At 68.7% G+C, this 18101-nt stretch carries 9 protein-coding genes; 3 read left to right on the top strand and 6 right to left on the bottom strand.

Going from position 1 to position 18101, the window contains the following annotated elements:
• Positions 1–204: 204 nt before the first annotated feature.
• Both ABZX90_RS04905 and ABZX90_RS04900 read left to right on the top strand, forming a co-directional pair.
• A complete protein-coding gene (locus ABZX90_RS04905; protein WP_355201529.1) occupies positions 205–1971 on the top strand; it encodes a fatty acyl-AMP ligase in 1767 nt (588 codons plus the stop codon).
• Complete coding sequence (locus ABZX90_RS04900) at positions 1968–8660, top strand: SDR family NAD(P)-dependent oxidoreductase (protein ID WP_355201527.1); 6693 nt, start codon at positions 1968–1970, stop codon at positions 8658–8660. The genes ABZX90_RS04905 and ABZX90_RS04900 overlap by 4 nt, the downstream gene beginning before the upstream one ends.
• A gap of 133 nt (positions 8661–8793) precedes the next feature.
• On the opposite strand, the gene ccrA is transcribed toward ABZX90_RS04900, so the two are convergent.
• From ccrA to ABZX90_RS04885, 3 genes are all read right to left on the bottom strand, one after another.
• A complete protein-coding gene (gene ccrA, locus ABZX90_RS04895) occupies positions 8794–10116 on the bottom strand; it encodes a crotonyl-CoA carboxylase/reductase (protein ID WP_351125508.1) in 1323 nt (440 codons plus the stop codon).
• A 2381-nt stretch (positions 10117–12497) separates the two neighbouring features.
• Entirely contained in the window at positions 12498–13745 is a 1248-nt protein-coding gene (locus tag ABZX90_RS04890) for a glycosyltransferase (protein ID WP_351125511.1), read from the bottom strand.
• Positions 13746–13831: 86 nt separating this feature from the next.
• Positions 13832–14632, bottom strand: a complete 801-nt coding sequence (locus tag ABZX90_RS04885; protein WP_355201525.1) for an alpha/beta hydrolase family protein — start codon at positions 14630–14632, stop codon at positions 13832–13834.
• On the opposite strand from ABZX90_RS04885, the gene ABZX90_RS04880 reads away from it, so the two are divergent.
• Entirely contained in the window at positions 14631–14855 is a 225-nt protein-coding gene (locus tag ABZX90_RS04880; RefSeq protein ID WP_355201523.1) for a hypothetical protein, read from the top strand. The two genes, ABZX90_RS04885 and ABZX90_RS04880, sit on opposite strands and share 2 nt — an antisense overlap.
• 470 nt (positions 14856–15325) lie before the next feature.
• Here ABZX90_RS04880 and ABZX90_RS04875 read toward each other — a convergent pair whose 3' ends face one another.
• The 3 genes from ABZX90_RS04875 to ABZX90_RS04865 form a co-directional block, all read right to left on the bottom strand.
• The gene (locus ABZX90_RS04875) at positions 15326–15676 is read right to left on the bottom strand and encodes a hypothetical protein (protein ID WP_355201794.1); all 351 of its coding nucleotides are present in this window, start codon (positions 15674–15676) and stop codon (positions 15326–15328) included.
• Positions 15677–15781: 105 nt separating this feature from the next.
• A complete protein-coding gene (locus ABZX90_RS04870; protein ID WP_355201521.1) occupies positions 15782–16396 on the bottom strand; it encodes a low molecular weight phosphatase family protein in 615 nt (204 codons plus the stop codon).
• A complete protein-coding gene (locus tag ABZX90_RS04865) occupies positions 16393–17847 on the bottom strand; it encodes a polysaccharide biosynthesis tyrosine autokinase (protein ID WP_351125522.1) in 1455 nt (484 codons plus the stop codon). The genes ABZX90_RS04870 and ABZX90_RS04865 overlap by 4 nt, the downstream gene beginning before the upstream one ends.
• Between the last annotated feature and the right edge of the window lie 254 nt (positions 17848–18101).

Genomic DNA, 18101 nt, shown 5'->3' with positions numbered 1-18101 from the left:
ACACAAGTCCCGGATCGGGTTCGTGTTCTTCTGATCTTCGTTGCGCGCCCATGTCCGGAGATCCCGGACCAAGGCGCCGAACCAGGGACATAGGCTCGCTGACACACGGCACTGTCACACATGCCGGTCTCCACCGGGCCGACGGGGAAGTCCTTCGATCCTGTCCGAACGCGACGAAGGCTTGGTGACGCATTGCCATCTGCCATGGGAGATACACTCAGCCGCCATCTGGCTCAGAACGCATTGCATACGCCCGACGAGACGGCATTCACCTTCGTGGATTTCAGTGCCGAAGGAAACGGCACAGCGTGTGAGCTGACCTGGAAACAGCTCCAGGACAAGGTCCGGGCCACCGCGACAGGCCTGCGCGCAGCGGGAGTGACCGGGGAACGAGTCGCCATCGTCGCGCCACAGAGCCTGGACTATGTCATCGGCTTCCTCGCAGCCGCCTGCGCCGGCGCCATCGCGGTCCCCCTCTTCCCGCCCTCCCTGCCTGGGCACGGCGAAAAGCTGGCCTCCTCGCTGGATGACGCCGCACCCCTGTTGGCCATCTCCACCCAAGAGCAGCGCGCATCGGTGGCGGACTTCTGCACCGAGCGCAGGATCGTGCCCGGCATGCGCGTCACGACCCTGGAGGACCTCCAGGCGGACGCCGGCGACGACGCGCAGGAACCGCTCGGGCACGTCACCCCGGGAGACTGCGCTTACCTGCAGTACACGTCAGGATCGACAAAGTTCCCCTCCGGGGTGGAGATCACCCACTCCAATGTCTGCACCAACGCCCGCCAGGCGCTGGAGGCATACGACATCCGCCGGGGCCACAACTGCGCCGTTGGATGGCTGCCGCTCTACCACGACATGGGCCTGGTGCTGATGATCGCACTGCCCGTTGTCGGCGGCGTTCCCTCGGTCCTCATGGATCCGCTGGCGTTCGTCCAGCAGCCCGCGCGATGGCTGCACCTGCTCACGCGGTACAGCGGCGCTGTCACCGCGGCGCCGAACTTCGCCTACGACTACTGCGTCCAGCGGGTGAAGGAAGAGGACCGCGCCACCCTGTCCCTGGGATCGGTAGCCGCGATGGTCAACGGCAGCGAACCGATTCGTGCCCAGACACTGACGCGGTTCCAGGAGGCCTTCGCACCCTGTGGCATGCGCAGAACGGCGATGCGCCCTTCCTACGGTCTGGCGGAAGCCACCGTGTTCGTCGCGGCCTCGCCCTTGGCGGAAGAGCCGACCGTCACCCCCTTCGACAGGGACATGCTGGCGCAGGGCAACGCTCGCGTGGCAGAGCCCACCGAAGGCGGGGCCGTCAGCGAACTGGTCGCCTGCGGCCGGCCGACCAACCAGGAAGTCGCCATCGTCGACGCCACGACGCACCGCAGGCAGGAGGACGGCACCGTCGCCGAAATCTGGATCAAGGGGCCCAACGTCGGGCGTGGTTACTGGCGCCGCCCTCAGGAGAGCCGGGCGACGTTCCACGCGGTCCTGGACGGAGACAGCCCCGAGGATCCCTCCAAGCGCTGGCTGCGCACCGGCGACTTGGGGATGTGGTACGACAAGCAGCTCTACGTCACCGGACGCACCAAGGACCTGGTGATCGTCGACGGCACCAACCATTACCCGCACGACATCGAAGAGACCGTGCAGAACGCGCACCCGGCCCTGCGGCGCAGCCACTCCGCGGCCTTCGCCGTGAGCACCGAGGAGGGCGAGAAGCTCGTCGTCGTTGCCGAGCACACCCGCGACCTCGCAGACCCCGAGACGGTCCGAGAGGAGGTGACCCGCGCCGTCCGCGCCGCGGTCGCCGGCAGTCATGCCATCGCGGTCTACGACTTCGTCCTCGCGGCACCCAACACGGTGCCCCACACGACCAGCGGCAAGGTCGCCCGCACGGCCTGCCGCGAGCGTTATCTCGCAGGCGAGTGGCCGCAGGCGAAGCACGCAGCGCAGAAGGGGGCTGACTGCACATGACGGCAGCAGGCGAGCAGGCCGGCAGACGGACAGGCACCGGATCGCCGGACGCCGGCGATCCGGTGCGCACAGAAGCGCCGGACGCCGCGGAGCTGCGCTCCGTGCTGCGAGAACTCGTCGCGAGCCTGTGCGGCGTACCGGCGGACGAGCTGGACGACGTACGCCCCCTGCCCGAATACGGCCTCACGTCACGGGATGCGGTCGATCTCAGCGGGCGCCTCGAGCACCTCCTCGGCATGTCACTTCCCGCCACCCTGCTGTGGGAGAACCCGACCATCGGGCAGCTCCTTCACCGCCTCGCGCCGCCCGGACAGCCGGCCCACGCTGCGGAGCGCTCAGCCGACGGGGGCACCCCGGTCAATGGGGCCGTGCCCATTGCGGTGGTGGGCATCGGATGCCGTCTACCCGGCGGCATCAACGGGCCCGAAGCCTTCTGGCAGCACCTCCTCGCCGGTACCGACGCGGTCGGCCACGTCCCGCACAAACGCTGGCGGGACTTCGACGACGGAAGCTCCCACACCGCCGCCGTACTGGACCACACCACTCGGTGGGGCGGGTACCTGGATGGCATCGAGGGCTTCGACGCCGATTTCTTCGGCATCGCCCCCCGCGAAGCCGAGGTCATGGATCCGCAGCAGCGGCTCCTTCTCGAAGTGGGCTGTGAAGCCCTCGACCACGCGGGGATCGCCGCCCCGGCGCTGCAAGGAACAGCCACCGGCGTCTTCGTCGGCATCAGCGCACTCGAATACGGGCATCTGACCACCGCGGAACTGTCACGTGTCACCGCCTGGACCAGTACCGGAGCGGCAGGCAGCATCGCCGCGAACCGGCTGTCCTACCTACTGGACCTGCACGGCCCGAGCATGACCATCGATTCCGCATGCTCGTCGTCCCTCGTCGCCGTCCACCAGGCGTGCCGCAGCCTGCGCAGCGGCGAAAGCGACACCGCGCTGGCAGCGGGGGTCAACGTACTGCTGTCTCCTGCTGTCACCGTGAACTTCGACCAGGCCGACGCTCTGGCGGACAACGGCAGATGCAAACCCTTCGACGCGAGCGCCGACGGCATCACACGAGGCGAGGGCTGCGGTGTCGTTGTCCTCAAACGGCTCCCCGATGCCCAACGCGACGGTGACAGGATCCTCGCGGTCATCCGCGGCACCGCCGTCAATTCCGACGGCCGCTCGGCCGGTCTTATGGCACCCAACCCCATCGCCCAGCAGGCCCTGTTGGGCAGTGCCCTGCGCGATGCCGGTGCAGAAGCCGCCGATATCGACTACGTCGAGGCACACGGCACAGGCACCCTGCTGGGTGACCCCATCGAGGCGGGCGCCCTCGGCGCCGTCCTCGGGCGCGGGCGGCCGGCCGACCGCCCGCTGCTCATCGGATCGGTCAAGAGCAACCTGGGGCACCTCGAAGGGGCGGCAGGCGTCACTGGCCTGATCAAGACTGTGCTGTCGCTCCACCATGGACAGCTTCCTGCGACCCTGCACTTCCACAGCCCCAACCCGCACATCGATTTCACAGCCCTCGGGCTGCGGGTCGTCACCGAGCCGACCCCGTGGCCGGGCGGCAGCGACCGGCCGGGCCGCGCCGGCGTGTCAGCCTTCGGATTCGGAGGCACCAATGCGCACGTCGTCCTGGAGCAGGCGCCGCACACCGCGCAGACACCCCACCGGCCGGGCGCGGGTGCGACCGCCGACGAAGCGGGCTGCAGTCTCCCGCACGTCCTCCTCGTCACCGCACGCTCGAAGGACCGGCTGGGCGACGTCGCCACCAGCCTCACGCACCGGCTGGCTTCCAAAGACAACATGCCGCCGCTCACCGACCTCGCCCACACCCTCGCCCACCACCGCCGGGGCCCGGTCACCGCAGCCGTCGTGGCCAGAACGCGCAGTGACCTGGCCGACGCACTGGCCGCGCTCGTACGGGACGAATCCATGCCCGGTGTCATTGCGCCCAGCGTCCAGGGGGACCGGCCCAGCCCCCGGCAGCCGGTCTTCGTCTTCTCCGGCTACGGCTCCCAGTGGCCCGGCATGGGACGCCACCTGCTGAGAGACAGCCCGGTCTTCACCCGGTCCGTGGCCCGGCTGGACCCCGTGTTCGCCTCCGAACTGGGCACTTCCCTGACCGACCTCATCCGTGCCGACCAAGGGACGAGCGTGGACCGTGTCCAGCCGCTCCTGTTCGGTCTGCAATGTGCGCTCGCCGACACCCTGCGCGCCCACGGCGTGGAACCAGCCGCGGTGATCGGCCACTCGATGGGAGAGGTCAGCGCAGCGGTGGTCGCCGGTGCACTGGACATGCGCGACGGCCTGAAGGTGATCCTGCACCGCTCGGTGAAGCTGGCAGGGATCGACGCCGAACACGCCGGTGCCATGGCAGCGGTGGAACTTCCGGACGAGGAACGCGCCGACGTCCTGGGCCGCTACCCGGGCGTCGGCATCGCGGTGCATTCCTCACCGCATCGGTGCACCGTTGCCGGACCGGCCGGACCTGTCGGCGAGCTGGTCGAGGACCTCACGGCGGAAGGCCGCTTGGCCCGTCTCCTGTCCGTGGGCGGAGCCGGCCACTCATCCGCGGTCGACCCCATCCTGCCGACGCTGCGCGAAGCCCTCGCGTCCGTTCAAGCCCGCACGCCCACGATCCCCTGGTACGGCACTGTCCTCAGCGACCCGCGCGCGACCGTCCGCTCGGACGCGGACTACTGGTGCGCCAACGCCCGTCGGCCTGTGCGATTCCAGCAGGCGGTGGCCGCCGCCGCGGCAGACGGCCACGACCTGTTCCTCGAAATCGCACCGCACCCCGTCGCCGCTGTCCCCCTCAGTGAAACGCTCACCGCCGTATCCGGCGACACAGCCCTCGTGGTGCCGACCCTGCACAAGAACGCCGACGACACCGTCGACTTCTTCGCCGCGCTGGCCCAGCTCCATCTCGCCGGCGTCGCAGGACCCGGTGACACGCTGTGGCCGAGCGGCCGGCGCGTTCCGCTACCCACCCCGCCGTGGCGCCACGTACGCCACTGGTTCCCCGCCCACAGGGCAACGCGAGGGGCAGCACCCGCTCGTGGCAGCCATGGGCTGCTGGGCCTGCGCGTGGAGGACCCCCAGACTGACCGGGTCCTGTGGCAGGGGGATGCGGGCACCGCCAGTTGCAGACAGCAGCCTCGCACGCTGCACGGGCGGCCTGTACTCAGCCTGCCGATGTGTGCGGAGCTGGTGCTCGCTGCGGCAGAGGACATCCGCCGGACGGACTTGGCGAGCGTCCGCATCGAGGACCTGGTCGTGCACGAGTGGCTGCCGCTGTCCACCAGCACACCCATTACCACCGTGTGGCAGCCGTCAGGCCTTCACCAGGCAGCCGTCACCATCCATTCACGGTCCGCCGCGGATACCTGGCTGTGCCACGCATCAGCCCGGGTCCTGACCGCACCGGGCCCCCTCGATCCGGACCGGCCCTGCGACGACGCCTCACTGATCGAGGCCACCCCATGGAAGGCAGCCGGCTCCCGGCCGACACCCGGCCGGCACCATCTCGCGGAACTGCTCGACGCCCTTTTGTGCGCGCCGGTCACTCCCGGAGCGGGCCAGGACAAGACGGCACCGCAAGCGCACTCGGCCGAAAGCGCCCCGGCCTCACTGCAACTCCTTCATCTGCAGCGCACCGCGGTGGACGACGAGTACCGGATCCGGTGCTTCGCGTCGGCGCGCGACGACGCCCCCGCGAACAGCCCGCACGGTCGATGGGACATCCAGGCACAGAGCGTCCCCGGTGATGCGGACATCGTGGCTCACGGTGTGGAAGTGCGGCTCATCGAGCCGGGCGACATCGCGGCGCCCCTGGACGACATCACGTATGACATCCAGTGGCAGAAGAACGGCGTCGGCGTCCCGCGCCCACCGGCCTCCGTCCTGGTGCTGGCCGGTCCCAACGCCAACGAAGACGACCAGCTCGCCGCCCCCCTCGCAGCGGCCCTCGAAGACAGAAGCGTGGCTGTCACCGTCGGGGAGTACCAGGACGGCTCCGTCAACAGCCTCCTGGACACCTGGCGGGTACAGACCGGTGAAAGCCGGGCCGCAGTCGTCATGCTCTTCGGCCCCGGACCGGCACCACTTGGGACCTCTCCCGAATTCCATGCGGCCTCACATATGGCACGGCTTCTCGCCGCCGGCCCCCCCGGCGCGCCGGCCCCCCGCCTGTGGCTTGTGACAAGCAATGCTCTGGCCACGGCCCCGAGCGAAGTACCGGACCCCGACCAGGCCTGTCTGCGCGGTCTCGTCCGCGTCATGACTCTTGAACGCCCAGATCTTCGGTCCTCGCTCGTGGACATCTCCCCCCAGCCGGGACTGGTGGATGACCTCGTCCAGGAAATCCTCGCCGACGGCGACGCCGACGAGGTCGCCTGGCGTGCCGGAACCCGCCTCGTGGCCCAGCTGGCACGGGCGGACATGAGCGAGCCGTACGACGAAGTGCCCTTCGCCCGTCCCAACGGCGCCTACATCCTCACCGGCGGACTCACCGGTCTCGGCCTGGCCACCGCCCGGCGGCTCGCCGAACGCGGAGCGGGCCGCATCGTGCTCAACGGCCGCAGGGCTCCGGGCCCGGAAGCCGAAACGGCACTGGCGGAACTACGCACGCACGGAACCTCCGTCACCGTGGTCCAGGGCGACATCGCCGAACCAGACGTGGCACAACGCCTCGTCGAAGCCGCCGTGGCCGAAGGCCATGCACTGCGCGGCGTCGCCCATGCCGCCGGTGTACTCCACGACCACATCATCACCGACATGCAGCCGTCCGACATCGCCACGGTCTTCAGGCCCAAGGTCATGGGGGCGCTGCGCCTGGAAGACGCCACCGCCGAGCACGACCTCGACTGGTGGCTCGCCTACAGCTCCGCTGCCGCCCTGTTGGGCTCTCCCGGGCAGGCAGCCTATGCCGCCGCCAACGCATGGCTGGACGCCCTGGCACACCAGCGACGCGCCGCCGGTCGTCCCGCAACCGCCATCGCATGGGGTCCGTGGGCACAGGTCGGTGCCGCACCGGACAACCCGGCCCTGGCACTGGAACCCATCCGCCTGTCCGAAGGCCTGGACGCCCTGCAAGCGCTCATCACCCGCGGGCGGCCATACACAGGAGTGGTGCACCTGGACACCCAACGGGCCCTGACTGCCTATCCGGGTCTGGAGACCATTCCGTTCTTCGCCGGGGTCCTGTCGGACGAAGACGGCCTCGCCGGGGACTGGGCCGGTCCCGAAGGCATCGCAGGACTGGGCGACGCCGCCGCCGGCAAGGTCTGCGAGCGACTGGCCAAGCGCACAGCAGCGGTCATGGGTTTCGCGGTGCATGATCTTGACGAGAGCGCCGCGCTCACCGGCTTGGGACTCGACTCCCTCATGACCGTGCGGATCCAGAACGCGGTCAGGCAGGACTTCGCGCTGGACCTGTCCCCCAAGCTCCTGCTGCGGGGAGCCAGTCTCCGCGACCTCAGTGACATGGTGCTGGGCGAACTGGGACTTGAGCACCCCGGCCGGACGCAGCACACCGTGTCCGGGCCGACTGCGCAGGACTCGCCGCATTCGGCCGGCGGGGACACGCACCCTCCCCTGCCCACGTACATCGGTCCCCGGGACGCCGCCGAACGCCTCGTGGCGAGCGTCTGGGCCGAGACAATCGGTACCCGCCCCGAGGGCGTCCATGACGACTTCATCGCCGCATGCGGCGATGAGCACACGGCCCGGGCCCTCGCCGACGCGATCCTTCAGCGCCTCGGCGACACGGATGTCACCCTGTCCGAGGAGCAGGTCGTCAAGGGCCGCACCGTCGCGGCCATTGCGGAACTGATCCGACCCGCGGTCAACGCCACCGGCGAGTCCGTCGTGCGCACGCTGCGCGAAGCCCAGCCCGGTACCTCCCGCTCACCGTTGTTCACCTTCCACCCCGCGGGTGGCCCGACGTCCGTGTACCGCCCTCTCGTCCAGTTGCTTCCCGCCGGCCCGCCCGTCTACGGGCTCGAACGGCTGGACGCGGTCGCCACACTGGAGGAAAAGGCAGCTCACTACCTGCACATCATCACAGAGCTTCAGCCCGAGGGGCCCTACCACCTACTGGGCTGGTCCTTCGGCGGCTGCTTGGCCTATGAGGCTGCTTGCCAACTGCGCGACCAGGGCCGGGCCGTGGGCTTCCTGGGGCTGATCGACACCATCCTGCCCGCCGCTCTGCCGGGGCTGGACTCGCAGGGCATGCTGCTGGAGCGGTTCGGCCGGTTCGCCCAATACATCGAGCAGACTTACGGACACCGCCTGGACCTCCCCTACGAAGAGCTGGCCGCCACTCCCGACGAGCAGCAGATCGACCTCGTGATGAGGCTGGTGGCCGAAGCCGGCCTCAGCATGAGCCCCGGCATCCTGGAACATCAGCGGACCTCCTACATCGACGCCCGCGTCGGAGAGCGCTACCAGCCGCGGCCGTACGACGGGCACGTCGTGCTGTATCGGGCTCAAGAGGCCCAGCCGCTGACGACCGCCCTCGACCCGCGCTACCTGCGATCGGAGGAAGACCTGGGCTGGGCTCCGCTGTGCCCCTCGCTCGAGGTCGTCCCCGTCCAGGGTGATCACCTGTCATTGATCGACCCGCCCTACGTGGAGGCCATTGCCGAGCACCTCACCGGAGCTCTCTTGCACCGCGGCAGCTGACCTGCACAGCCGCAGGACTGGCTGGAGCGCAACGCAAGGCTTCAGGCCCTTGATGGTGCGCTGTCCGCTCACCTCGACCGCTCTGCACAGGCGGGCCATCAGGTGAGCGGACACTCGGGGTCTTCGACGGGGCTCAGCTCCGGAAGAGCCGCAAGCGGCTTTCCCCGACCTTCGCCCGAGCCTGTGGGTCCGTCACGCCCAGACCCGGGCTCGGGGCCAGGCAGAGTACGCCGACCTTGCCGATGTGCTGATTGGTCTGCACGCTCCTGGTAGCCGCCCCCACATCACTCAGGGCATAGGTCTTCGACAGCGCCGGCACGAGATGCCCCAGGCTGAACAGCCGGTTCACCTCGGACTGTTCGTACAGGTTGGCGCCGTGACTGCCGATGATTCGCTTCAGACGCATCCACAGGTAACGGTTGTCGTAGGTGTGCGCATATCCGGTGCTGGAGCCGCACGTGATCACGGTTCCGCCGCGGCGCGCGAGGAAGACCGAGGCCCCGAACGTCCTGCGACCCACGTGCTCGAACACGATATGCGGATCCTCACCCACCGCTTCGCGGATGGCCGCGCCGACCTTCTTCCATCCCTGCGGCCGCTCCAGTGCGGTGGGATCCCCGTCCTCGATGTCCGAGCGGTTGATGACCGCCTCGCATCCCAACGACCGCAGCAGGGCGGCCTTCTCCACGGAGTTCACCACGCCGACCGGAATGCCGCCCCCGTTACGCACCAACTGGATGGCGTACGAGCCCAGGCCACCGGTCGCTCCCCACACGAGAACCACGTCACCCTGCTTCATCTGCGCGCCACGGTCGCTCACCAGCATGCGGTAGGCAGTGCTGGCACACAGAGGATTGACGGCCGCCTCCTCCCAGCTCAGCAGTGCAGGCTTGGGCATCAGCTGGCTTGCCCGCACGACGGCGTAGTGGGCCAGAGCGCCGAAGTTCGTCTCAAAGCCCCATGCCTTCTGCCCATCTCCGAGCATCCCGTCGCGGTGCGTGTCGGGGTCCTGCTCGTCGACATAGGCGGGTGCGACGACCACATGGTCCCCGACCTTCCACTTACGGACAGAGGAACCGGTTCGTACGATCACACCGGAAGCGTCCGATCCCAGCACGTGATAGGGAAGATCGTGGCGTGCCTCCCACCCGCCGGCCTTGCCCATCTGTTTCAGGAAGTGGAACGTCGGCAGAGGCTCGAACATGGCGGACCACACCGTGTTGTAGTTGATCGCACTCGCCATCACCGCGACCAGCGCCTCGTCCGGAGCCAGTTCAGGCATCGGAATCTCGTCGACGAACAGCGACTTTCGTACGTCCTTGTCCTCGACCCCCTCGAACATGCCGACGTCAGAGGCTCGGATCGTCGCTGCCGTGAAGTAGTCGGGCACAGGCAGGGTCTCCAGGGTCCGCCCGTCGACCCCTGCCACTACGGCTTCCGACATGGTGCTGTTCATCAAGAACCTGGCCTCCTGCTCGTGTCCCGATCGCGGTTGGCTGTCCTGCTGTCTGAGGTGCCGGGACCCCCTTTACAAGCAAGCTCTGTCGGGTGCCGGGACGCAACCGCAGGGGCACTGCTTGAACCCTTGATCACTGAGAGTGTGCAGATCAAGGCACGCAAGAGCCAGGCAGCCGGGACCCAGTCGTAGACCATAGGGAGTAGTTGCCGTGCGCTGGTGAAGCAGTGAGCAGTGCGGTGCCGCTCCGCAGTAGCAACCGGTCCTTCCTGCCGTACGTGTTACGGGAACGGCCCATGCACAGCGCCACAAACAAGGGCGCACTCAGGCATCTCGGAAGCCCGGCGGGCGTCCCTGACTGCGGGGACACGACCCCGCGCACCCGCCATACGGGTGATGTTCTGTCATCCCTCTTGCCACCAGGTCACCCATCTGGGTGAAAACACCGGTAGGCAGCCCGTCCCATCCGGGTAGCGCGCATCAGTGATGCCGCTGTCCGAAGGCTGTTCTGGCGGGAGCCGGCCGGTGGGGTGTCCGTCCTCAGGTGAGTGGCACGCGCGTTCGGCGTGGGCCAACAGGGCACGGTGAGATCTCCGATCGTCATCGGAGAGCTCTGGTGTGGGGTACGAACTGCAGACAGTGACAGCCCGGGTTGGCATACTTCGAGCTGCCTCAGGAACTGACTGCCGCCCGGCTTGACCCCCTTGGGCAAGGCCTGGCCTCGATGCCGATGACCGATGAGCTCTTCGACTCCGTCACGGACGGCAGCACTTCAGGCTCGCTGTTGACCACCTCCTCGCGAACTGGTCGACGGAAGGGCCGGTTGCCTGTGTCGAGGCCGACTACTTCGGTGGTGCCGGCTGGCAATGGGCCCGCAGTCTGGGCGGAGGGGCGCTCGAGTGGGGTCTGCTCCAGATGGCCGTCTCACCTGGCGCTTGCGTGGATGCCTTTGCCCAAGGCCCCGTCGAAGCCGCTGGAACGCCGCTTGAACAAGCACGCCAGCCTCCTGCCGAATTGGCCGCGCTCGATATGTTCCTGGACGACGAGAGGAGGCCTCCCCTCGGGGGCTCCCGCCGCCCGGGAAGTGACGGAGCAGGACGAAGGTCTTTGTCTTGGACCGGTGGATCCACGCCGCCGAGCCGGCCGGCCCCGACGTGAAGTCGCGTACGAGACACCGGCGGAGCATGAAAGTACTCGGGCCTGTTCGTCCACCCGCCGCTCGGGGTTCCGGCGCGGCCTTCGCACTCTGTGCTCGCCGGACACTCTCGACGTCAGCTCCGCGCCGGGCGCCGTGGCCATCTGCGTGAGATCCGCCCAGGACTCGCAGAAGGCCGTCCAAGAACCGCGGCGGTCGAATTCGGGGTGCTCACTCGCTCACCCATCCGGACCTCTACGAAGATCCTGCCGTGCTCGTTGGCACTTTTGTGAACGTACCAGGAGAGTCTCCTTCAACGACTGCTGCTGCAGAGGGCCGCGAAATCAACGATCTCTGTCAGGCCGCCGGCCCTTCAACAGGTTCGGCCTGTGCCGATCCCTGGGCAGAGGTGCAGGACTTCCGCTCGTTGCTGAGGATGTGCCTCTGCGCCCTGGACAACGCTCGGCTCGCACGGTCCGCGCCACCGCAGCTGAATCTGCGACCGGTGATCCCTGCCCCGGGCCGGGGCAGCGAGGGTCTGAGGCAACCCGGAGACGGAAACCCCGACCATGTCCACCGAGACAGCAGCCCTGCCAACCGTGGCCGGAACACGCATGGTGAACAGCAGCCGGCATGATCGTTGCATCGCTGTTCCCACCGCGCCCCACAGCCGAGAGGCAGCCATACCGGTACCAGTCAGGGAACAGCCGAGAGCTTTCGGCCATTTCACAAGGGCTCATCCAGGCATGCGCCCTCCGGTGCGCCCCGCTGATCGGATGACTGAACATCACATCCCCTTGGGGCATATTCCACGGCCTGCGTCACTGTAAGTCTCCAACCGGTGGGCAGCCCATCCCTCTCCGGGGGAGCGCGGCCTCCAGTATGGCCGCTGCCTGCCTTGCGCCCGGGGCAGACCAGCGTCCAGCTTGATGTCGCGACGGGCGCCCCCTGAGAGGGGGTGGATCCCCCAGCCGGTGCTATCTTCCAGGTCACTGGCTGGGCGGTTGGGGCAGGAGCACGTTCATCCTGAGGAGCCGTCCGACCGATGAATGCCAGCTCCGCACCGCCGAGTCGGCCCGATTCCGCGGACTGAAGAGTGGCCAGTCGTGAGCTCGTCGGCAGCGACGAAGGTGGTGTCGTGTGCGTGCGATGTGCGGTCGGCACTCGCGCCAGTCACGGCGCCGGATGACCTGCCCGCGTGGCCTGTTTCCCTTCGCGCACGTCACTGGGGGATCCGACGGACACGTCATCGTGCGTGGACGAGCGTGTCCAGGACGGAGCAGGCACGAGCGGTGCCGTCCTCGGACTTGAGTGCACGGCCGAGTCGGCGGGCGGCCTCGGTGTAGGCGGTGTCCGTGGTGAGGGCATACAGGCGTTGGGCGAGAACGGGGACGGTGAGGCGACGGGCCGGCAAGGGCTTGGGGCCCGCGCCAAGGCTGTGCACGCGGGCGGCCCAGTATGCCTGGTCGCCGAAGAACGGGCAGACGAGCGAGGGTACTCCAGCGCGCAGTGCCGAAGCCGTGGTGCCCGCGCCGCCGTGGTGGACGACCCCGGCCGTCCTGGGGAACATCCAGTCGTGGGGAAGGTCGCCGACCACGAGCATGTCCTCTTCGCTGGTGGCGGGATCGCCGGCCAGCACGCCGCGGAGTCCTGCGCGTCGCAGTGCCGTTCGCACGAGGCGTCCGGTGGCCTCGGGGTCACTGGTTTTCATGCTGCCGAATCCGACGTACACCGGTGGGGGGCCTTGGTCCAGGAAGGCGAGCAGTCGCCGTGGCGGATTCCATTGCGGCTGCTCATGGTGCCAGAAACCGGTCACGTGGACGTTCGGCCCCCAGTCGGACGGTCGCGGCACGATCGTGTCACTGAACGCGCAAAGGACGGGGGCACGGCGAGCCCGGCGGAAGGGGTCCAGCAGGGACAGGGCGGGGAGGCCGAGGCTCTGTCTGCGCCAGGTGTTGATGAACTGGCGGCACACGAGCCAGGATCCCAGGTCCACCGCGTCGAAGCTGAGGCGGTTGCCGAGGGAGCCGAGGAAGCGGGCAGCCGGTGCGAGTGGGTGCGGGAACATGCCGGTGGGCTGGCTCGGCTGGAAGTGGATGATCGCGTGCGGCACGCGCAAGTACTGGCTCAGGTGGACGCCGAGGAAGCTGAAGGTGGGGGCCAGGACCAGATCGGCTCCCACGGCGCCTTCCTGCGTGCGGGCGAGGATCGAGGCGATCCGGGGCTGCAGGACTCTGTTGATGCTGCGGATGAATGCCACCGGGTTGCTTCGGCCGGCAAGCAGTTTCTGGCCCTCTGCCGACTCGATGATCTCGGTGGGATCGGCTGGGAGGTGATGGAAGTCCAGTCCGGCGGCTTCGATCAGGTCCTGGTAGCGGGTGCTGGCGAGCACCCGCACGTTGTCGCCGCGCTGGGTGAGAGCCCGGCCCAGGGCCAGGCAGGGCTGGACGTCTCCGCGGGATCCTGCCGCAAAGATCACTACGTTTCGGCCCATGTCCCTTGCTTCTCTCGGTCCGCAGCAGATGCATGCCGGCAGTGGTGGGATGAACGGGAGGCGGGCGATGCGGCCCCCCGAACGGGCTACTTGAGTGATTTCATGACGGTCGGCCAGATGGCGTGCAGTTCACGCTGCCAGTACGGCCATGAGTGGGTGCCCGGTCCATAGAGGTGTGTCGTAGTCCTGACACCTGCCGAGCGAAGTGAGGCGGCGAATTTCTTGACCGAGTTCGGGAGCGCTGCTTCGGCCAGCGCACCCACCACAATGACATCGAGCGGATGGCCCTGGTCCAGTGGTCCGGGAGTGCCGTTGCCGCAGGAAATGTGGACGGTTGTCCCGCGGAACGCTCGTGGCATTGCGGAGGGGTTGTGGGCCTGCCAGATGTCGGCGTTCTCGTTGGGGTCGCCCCAGACTTGTTTGAGGTCGATGCCGTCCCTCTGGGAGCCGAGGGCGAGCACCAGACGCACCGCGGGGTCGTTGAGGTCGACGTAGGAGCTCATGGCCGCGACGTACCGGAACATGCCCCGGTGGTGTGCTGTGTAGTTGAGTGCGCCGAGTCCCCCCATGGACAGGCCCACGATCGCCCGGGACGACGGGCTGGCGCGGAACTCCTTTTCCATGAGCTGGACCAGTTCGGTGGTGTGGAAGGTCTCCCAGCGGGACGCTCCGACATGCCAGTCGCTGTAATAGCCGAACTTCCCTCCGTCGGGCATGACAATCAGCACGTCGGAGTTCTCGGCGAGTGCTTCGACATCCGTCTCTCGCGTCCAGGACGTGTAGTCGTCGTTCCCGCCGTGCAGCATGTAGAGCACGGGAAAGGTGGACTTCTTCTTCGTGGCCCAGCTTCTGGGAAGAATGACGCGGACAGGGATCGAGCTGTTCATGGCCGGTGAACTGACCGTCAGGTCTTCGGTGCGTGCATCGATCTTCCTGACGGCGGTGATCCGGGCAACGGGCTGGGGCAGCAGAGACTTGCTGTCCGTGCCGCGGGCAGCCGCGGTTGTTCCGGCACTGAGCACGGCGGCGAGCGACAGGCAGGCCAGGAGAGCGCAACTGACACGTCGTGCACGGCCGGTCAAGGAGTTGACGGCAGATGGCATGGGCTGAGGAACTCCATCGGGCAGAGGGGCAGGGGCGCCGGCGGCGCGCCGGCTCACAGAGAGATCCGACAGCGACGTGCCACGAGTCGCGGGGACGGCAGCCGGCCGCCGGATACTGGTCGGCGGACCGACGGTGAGGGTGTGCGGGCCTGGTGGCACTCCTGGTTTGCGGTGCAGTTCAACGTCACACCACGCCGGGTGGCACAGCCGATGCCCGGCAGCTGCCAAGTCCGGCGGGAAACCCTTGTCCTCCGGCCGTACGGGATCGCGGCAGCGGAGCTGCCCGGTCCCGTGCATCCCCCGAACCACGATCGATACGCATGGTACAGACCGTGCCGAAACGGACGATCAAATGCCAGGAGGCGCACCGGCCGGAGCATGAAGCGGTCTGGGGCGGCGTTCCGCCGGGGCCACCGCCGGTCCCCCGAGTGGCGCGGGGGCGCGGGTGCCCGTACCGGTGGAGAGTGTCGCACTCACCTAGTCGGCGCACGCGGCTGGGACGGTGAACTGGCGCTGCTCCAGCTCGCGCAGGAGCGAGGGCACGCCGACGCAACGTGCGCGTGGTGACTGTCGCCAGGGCTCCGCCCGGGCTTCCCGCGGGTGTGACCGCCATGATCGGGTCTGCCGAACGAGCGGTATATCTGGGGTGGTTGTTGGTTGCTGACGGGCGGCTGAGAGCCGGCCGTCGAAGGCGTTCAGGGCGGTCTTCCAGCGCATGGTCCAGCGGGCCTGGCCCTTGCCGGTGGGGTCGAGCGGCATGATGGCCAGACCTGCTGTTTCGCCATGGATGAAGGCCGTGTCCCGGCCCGCACCTCGGGGACTACCCATTCGGCGGCAACACGACTGTGCGCCCCGCACCTTCGGTCCGCTGCGGCCCTTGCGCGTCCTTGTCCCCCACCCCCAGCCACGTAAGGTTTCTCGCGGACGTTCGGCTCAGAGGCTCGCTCCGTCGCCCAGCAATCGAGCGAGCGTGCTCACCGTACCGTCGATCTCGCGGGCGCACCCGTACAGCACGGAGCGGGGCCTCCCCCACGGGTCCGAGATGTCGTCGTCGGCCGGCGGGACCGGGGCGGTGGCACCCCGACGGCCGGCCGTGGCTGCAACCACGACATCGAAACCGTCCACGACCGGCGGGACTTGCCCATCCGGTGTGTCGCCATGCGTGGTCGCCGTACCTTCCCCGCCCCGCACCGTGTCGACTCCCCCCGCAGCGAGACGTACGAACTCCTTCAGGGTGAAGCAGCGCCGCAGCGCCGTCGGCGCGAGCCGTACGGCGGCCTCCCGGTGTTCGTGCGCGAGCCCGAGGACCAGCGCTGCTCCCGCGACGAGCTGCGCGGTGAGCGGGCGGGCCGCGAAGCCGGAGCCGTCACCGCCCAGTTCCTCCAGCACCGCCCTGGTGGAGGCCTCCATGCCGGACCAGGGCCGCGCCTGCGTTCCGGCGCTCTCCGGCCGTACGGCCGAACCGGGCGGAAGCCTCGCGGCCAGCAGCCGCTCGGCGAGCACCGAGCGGTGCACGTTGCCCGTGCAGACGAACAGGACCCGGGTCATTTCTCCCCCGCGAGACGTGTCGCCGCGGCGGCCTCCTGCCGGGGGTCCGACTCGCGAGGAGCGGGCAGCTCGCCGTACGACCCGTAGGTGCCGTAGCGATTGCCCCGGGGCACCGGAGCCATGCTGAAGACGGTGCCGAGGACGCGGACACTCACGCGGTCCAGCGATTCCGCGGCGGTGCGGACCTGTTCCCGGCTGGTCTTCGCGGCGCGGACGACGAGCAGCGCGCCCTGGGTGAAGGAGGCGAGTCCGAGGGTGTCGGCGACCGGCAGCAGCGGCGCGGTGTCGACGATCACGACCTCGTAGGTGTCCGCCAGTTCGCGCAGTACCTCTTCCATGCGCGCCGAGGCGAGCAGCTCCGTGGGGTTCGGCGGCACGGCGCCGCTGGCGAGAACCGAGAGCCGGCCGCCGGCCTGCTGCATCACGTCCTCGATGCGGGCCTGTCCGATGAGCACGGTGGTCAGACCGGCGTCCTGGACGAGGCCGAAAGTCGAGGCCACGCAGGGTCGGCGCAGGTCGCCGTCCACGAGGCAGGTGGAAAGACCTGCCTCGGCGAGCGAGAGGGCGAGGTTCACCGCGGTATTGGTCTTGCCCTCACCAGGCACCGAACTTGTCACCGCGATGATCCGGGGCGGCTCGTCGACCTGCGAGAACTGCAGGTTGGTGCGCAGCTTGCGGAAGGCCTCGGCACGGGGGGAGTGCGCGTCGGCGCTGACGAGCGGTTGCCTGGGGACGTTCCTGTCGTAAGGGATGCTGCCGAGACCCGGCAGCGTGGTGAACTCGCCCAGCGCCTCGCTGGTCTTGAGCGTGGTGTCGAGGGTCTCGCGCAGGGCGACGAGTCCGGCACCGAGCAACAGGCCGCCGAGCACTCCTGCGACCAGGTTCACCAGCGGGCGGGGTGAGACCGGACCGGCGGGGGCGACTGCTTCCTGGGTGACGCCCAGAGAGACGGGCGAGGCACCGGCGCCCGTAGGTCGGCTCTTTCGTGTCTGCGCCGAGCCGGGCGCGCGCTTGGGCGCCTCCAGTCGCTCGACGACCGCGCTGAACCGCTGCGCCACGGCGTTGGCGATGCGGGCCGCACGCTTGGCGTCGGCATCCCGGACGGTGATGTCGATGAGCACGGTGTTGAGTGGGGCGGCGGCGGTGATCCGCGACGCCAGTTCCTCCGGAGTGGTGCGCAGTCGCAGCTCCTTCACCACGGGCCGGGTCACCTGACGGGTGGTCACGATCGCGGCGTACGACTGAACGCGCGCCTGCGAGAAGCTCTGCCCCTGGTTCATCTGGGCGGTGTCGTCGCCGGTGCGGGTGGCGACGAAGAGCTGGGTCCGCGCCTCGTAGACGGGTGTGCTCAAGCTCGTCGCGGCGAGCGCCGCCCCGGTCGCGAGAACGAGACAGACCACGACCGTCGGCCAGCGTCTGGCAAGAGCCTTCAGGAATCCGTGGAGATCCAAACTTCACCCCTCATGAGACCGAGGGAACCACCCGAAACGGAATGTTCTGTTCCCTGTGTACGCGGCCGACGATAGGGACTCGCGCGCGTCAACCGGGGGAGCCACCCCTGTGTCGGCCGCCGAACGACCCGCGCGACGCACACCGCTGGGCCGGGGTGTCGGCGTGGGCCATCGAGAAGCAAGCGCTACACCATCGGGTGACTTCTGGGCTGCACCACGCCAGTCGGTGCCATATATCTCATTTGTTCGATGTA

Source organism: Streptomyces sp. NPDC002935 (assembly GCF_040611295.1).
In the GTDB taxonomy this organism is placed as follows: domain Bacteria; phylum Actinomycetota; class Actinomycetes; order Streptomycetales; family Streptomycetaceae; genus Streptomyces.
Note: the sequence above shows the minus strand (reverse complement) of the source record. Positions and strands in the feature narration are given on the sequence as shown.

What these genes read in the sequence shown, in the direction of transcription:
- ABZX90_RS04905 (WP_355201529.1), top strand. Translation starts at nt 205, where the DNA reads ATGGGAGATACACTCAGCCGCCATCTGGCTCAGAACGCATTGCATACG.
- ABZX90_RS04900 (WP_355201527.1), top strand. Translation starts at nt 1,968, where the DNA reads ATGACGGCAGCAGGCGAGCAGGCCGGCAGACGGACAGGCACCGGATCG.
- ccrA (WP_351125508.1), bottom strand. Translation starts at nt 10,116, where the DNA reads ATGAACAGCACCATGTCGGAAGCCGTAGTGGCAGGGGTCGACGGGCGG.
- ABZX90_RS04890 (WP_351125511.1), bottom strand. Translation starts at nt 13,745, where the DNA reads ATGGGCCGAAACGTAGTGATCTTTGCGGCAGGATCCCGCGGAGACGTC.
- ABZX90_RS04880 (WP_355201523.1), top strand. Translation starts at nt 14,631, where the DNA reads ATGGCCGGTGAACTGACCGTCAGGTCTTCGGTGCGTGCATCGATCTTC.
- ABZX90_RS04885 (WP_355201525.1), bottom strand. Translation starts at nt 14,632, where the DNA reads ATGAACAGCTCGATCCCTGTCCGCGTCATTCTTCCCAGAAGCTGGGCC.
- ABZX90_RS04875 (WP_355201794.1), bottom strand. Translation starts at nt 15,676, where the DNA reads ATGGGTAGTCCCCGAGGTGCGGGCCGGGACACGGCCTTCATCCATGGC.
- ABZX90_RS04870 (WP_355201521.1), bottom strand. Translation starts at nt 16,396, where the DNA reads ATGACCCGGGTCCTGTTCGTCTGCACGGGCAACGTGCACCGCTCGGTG.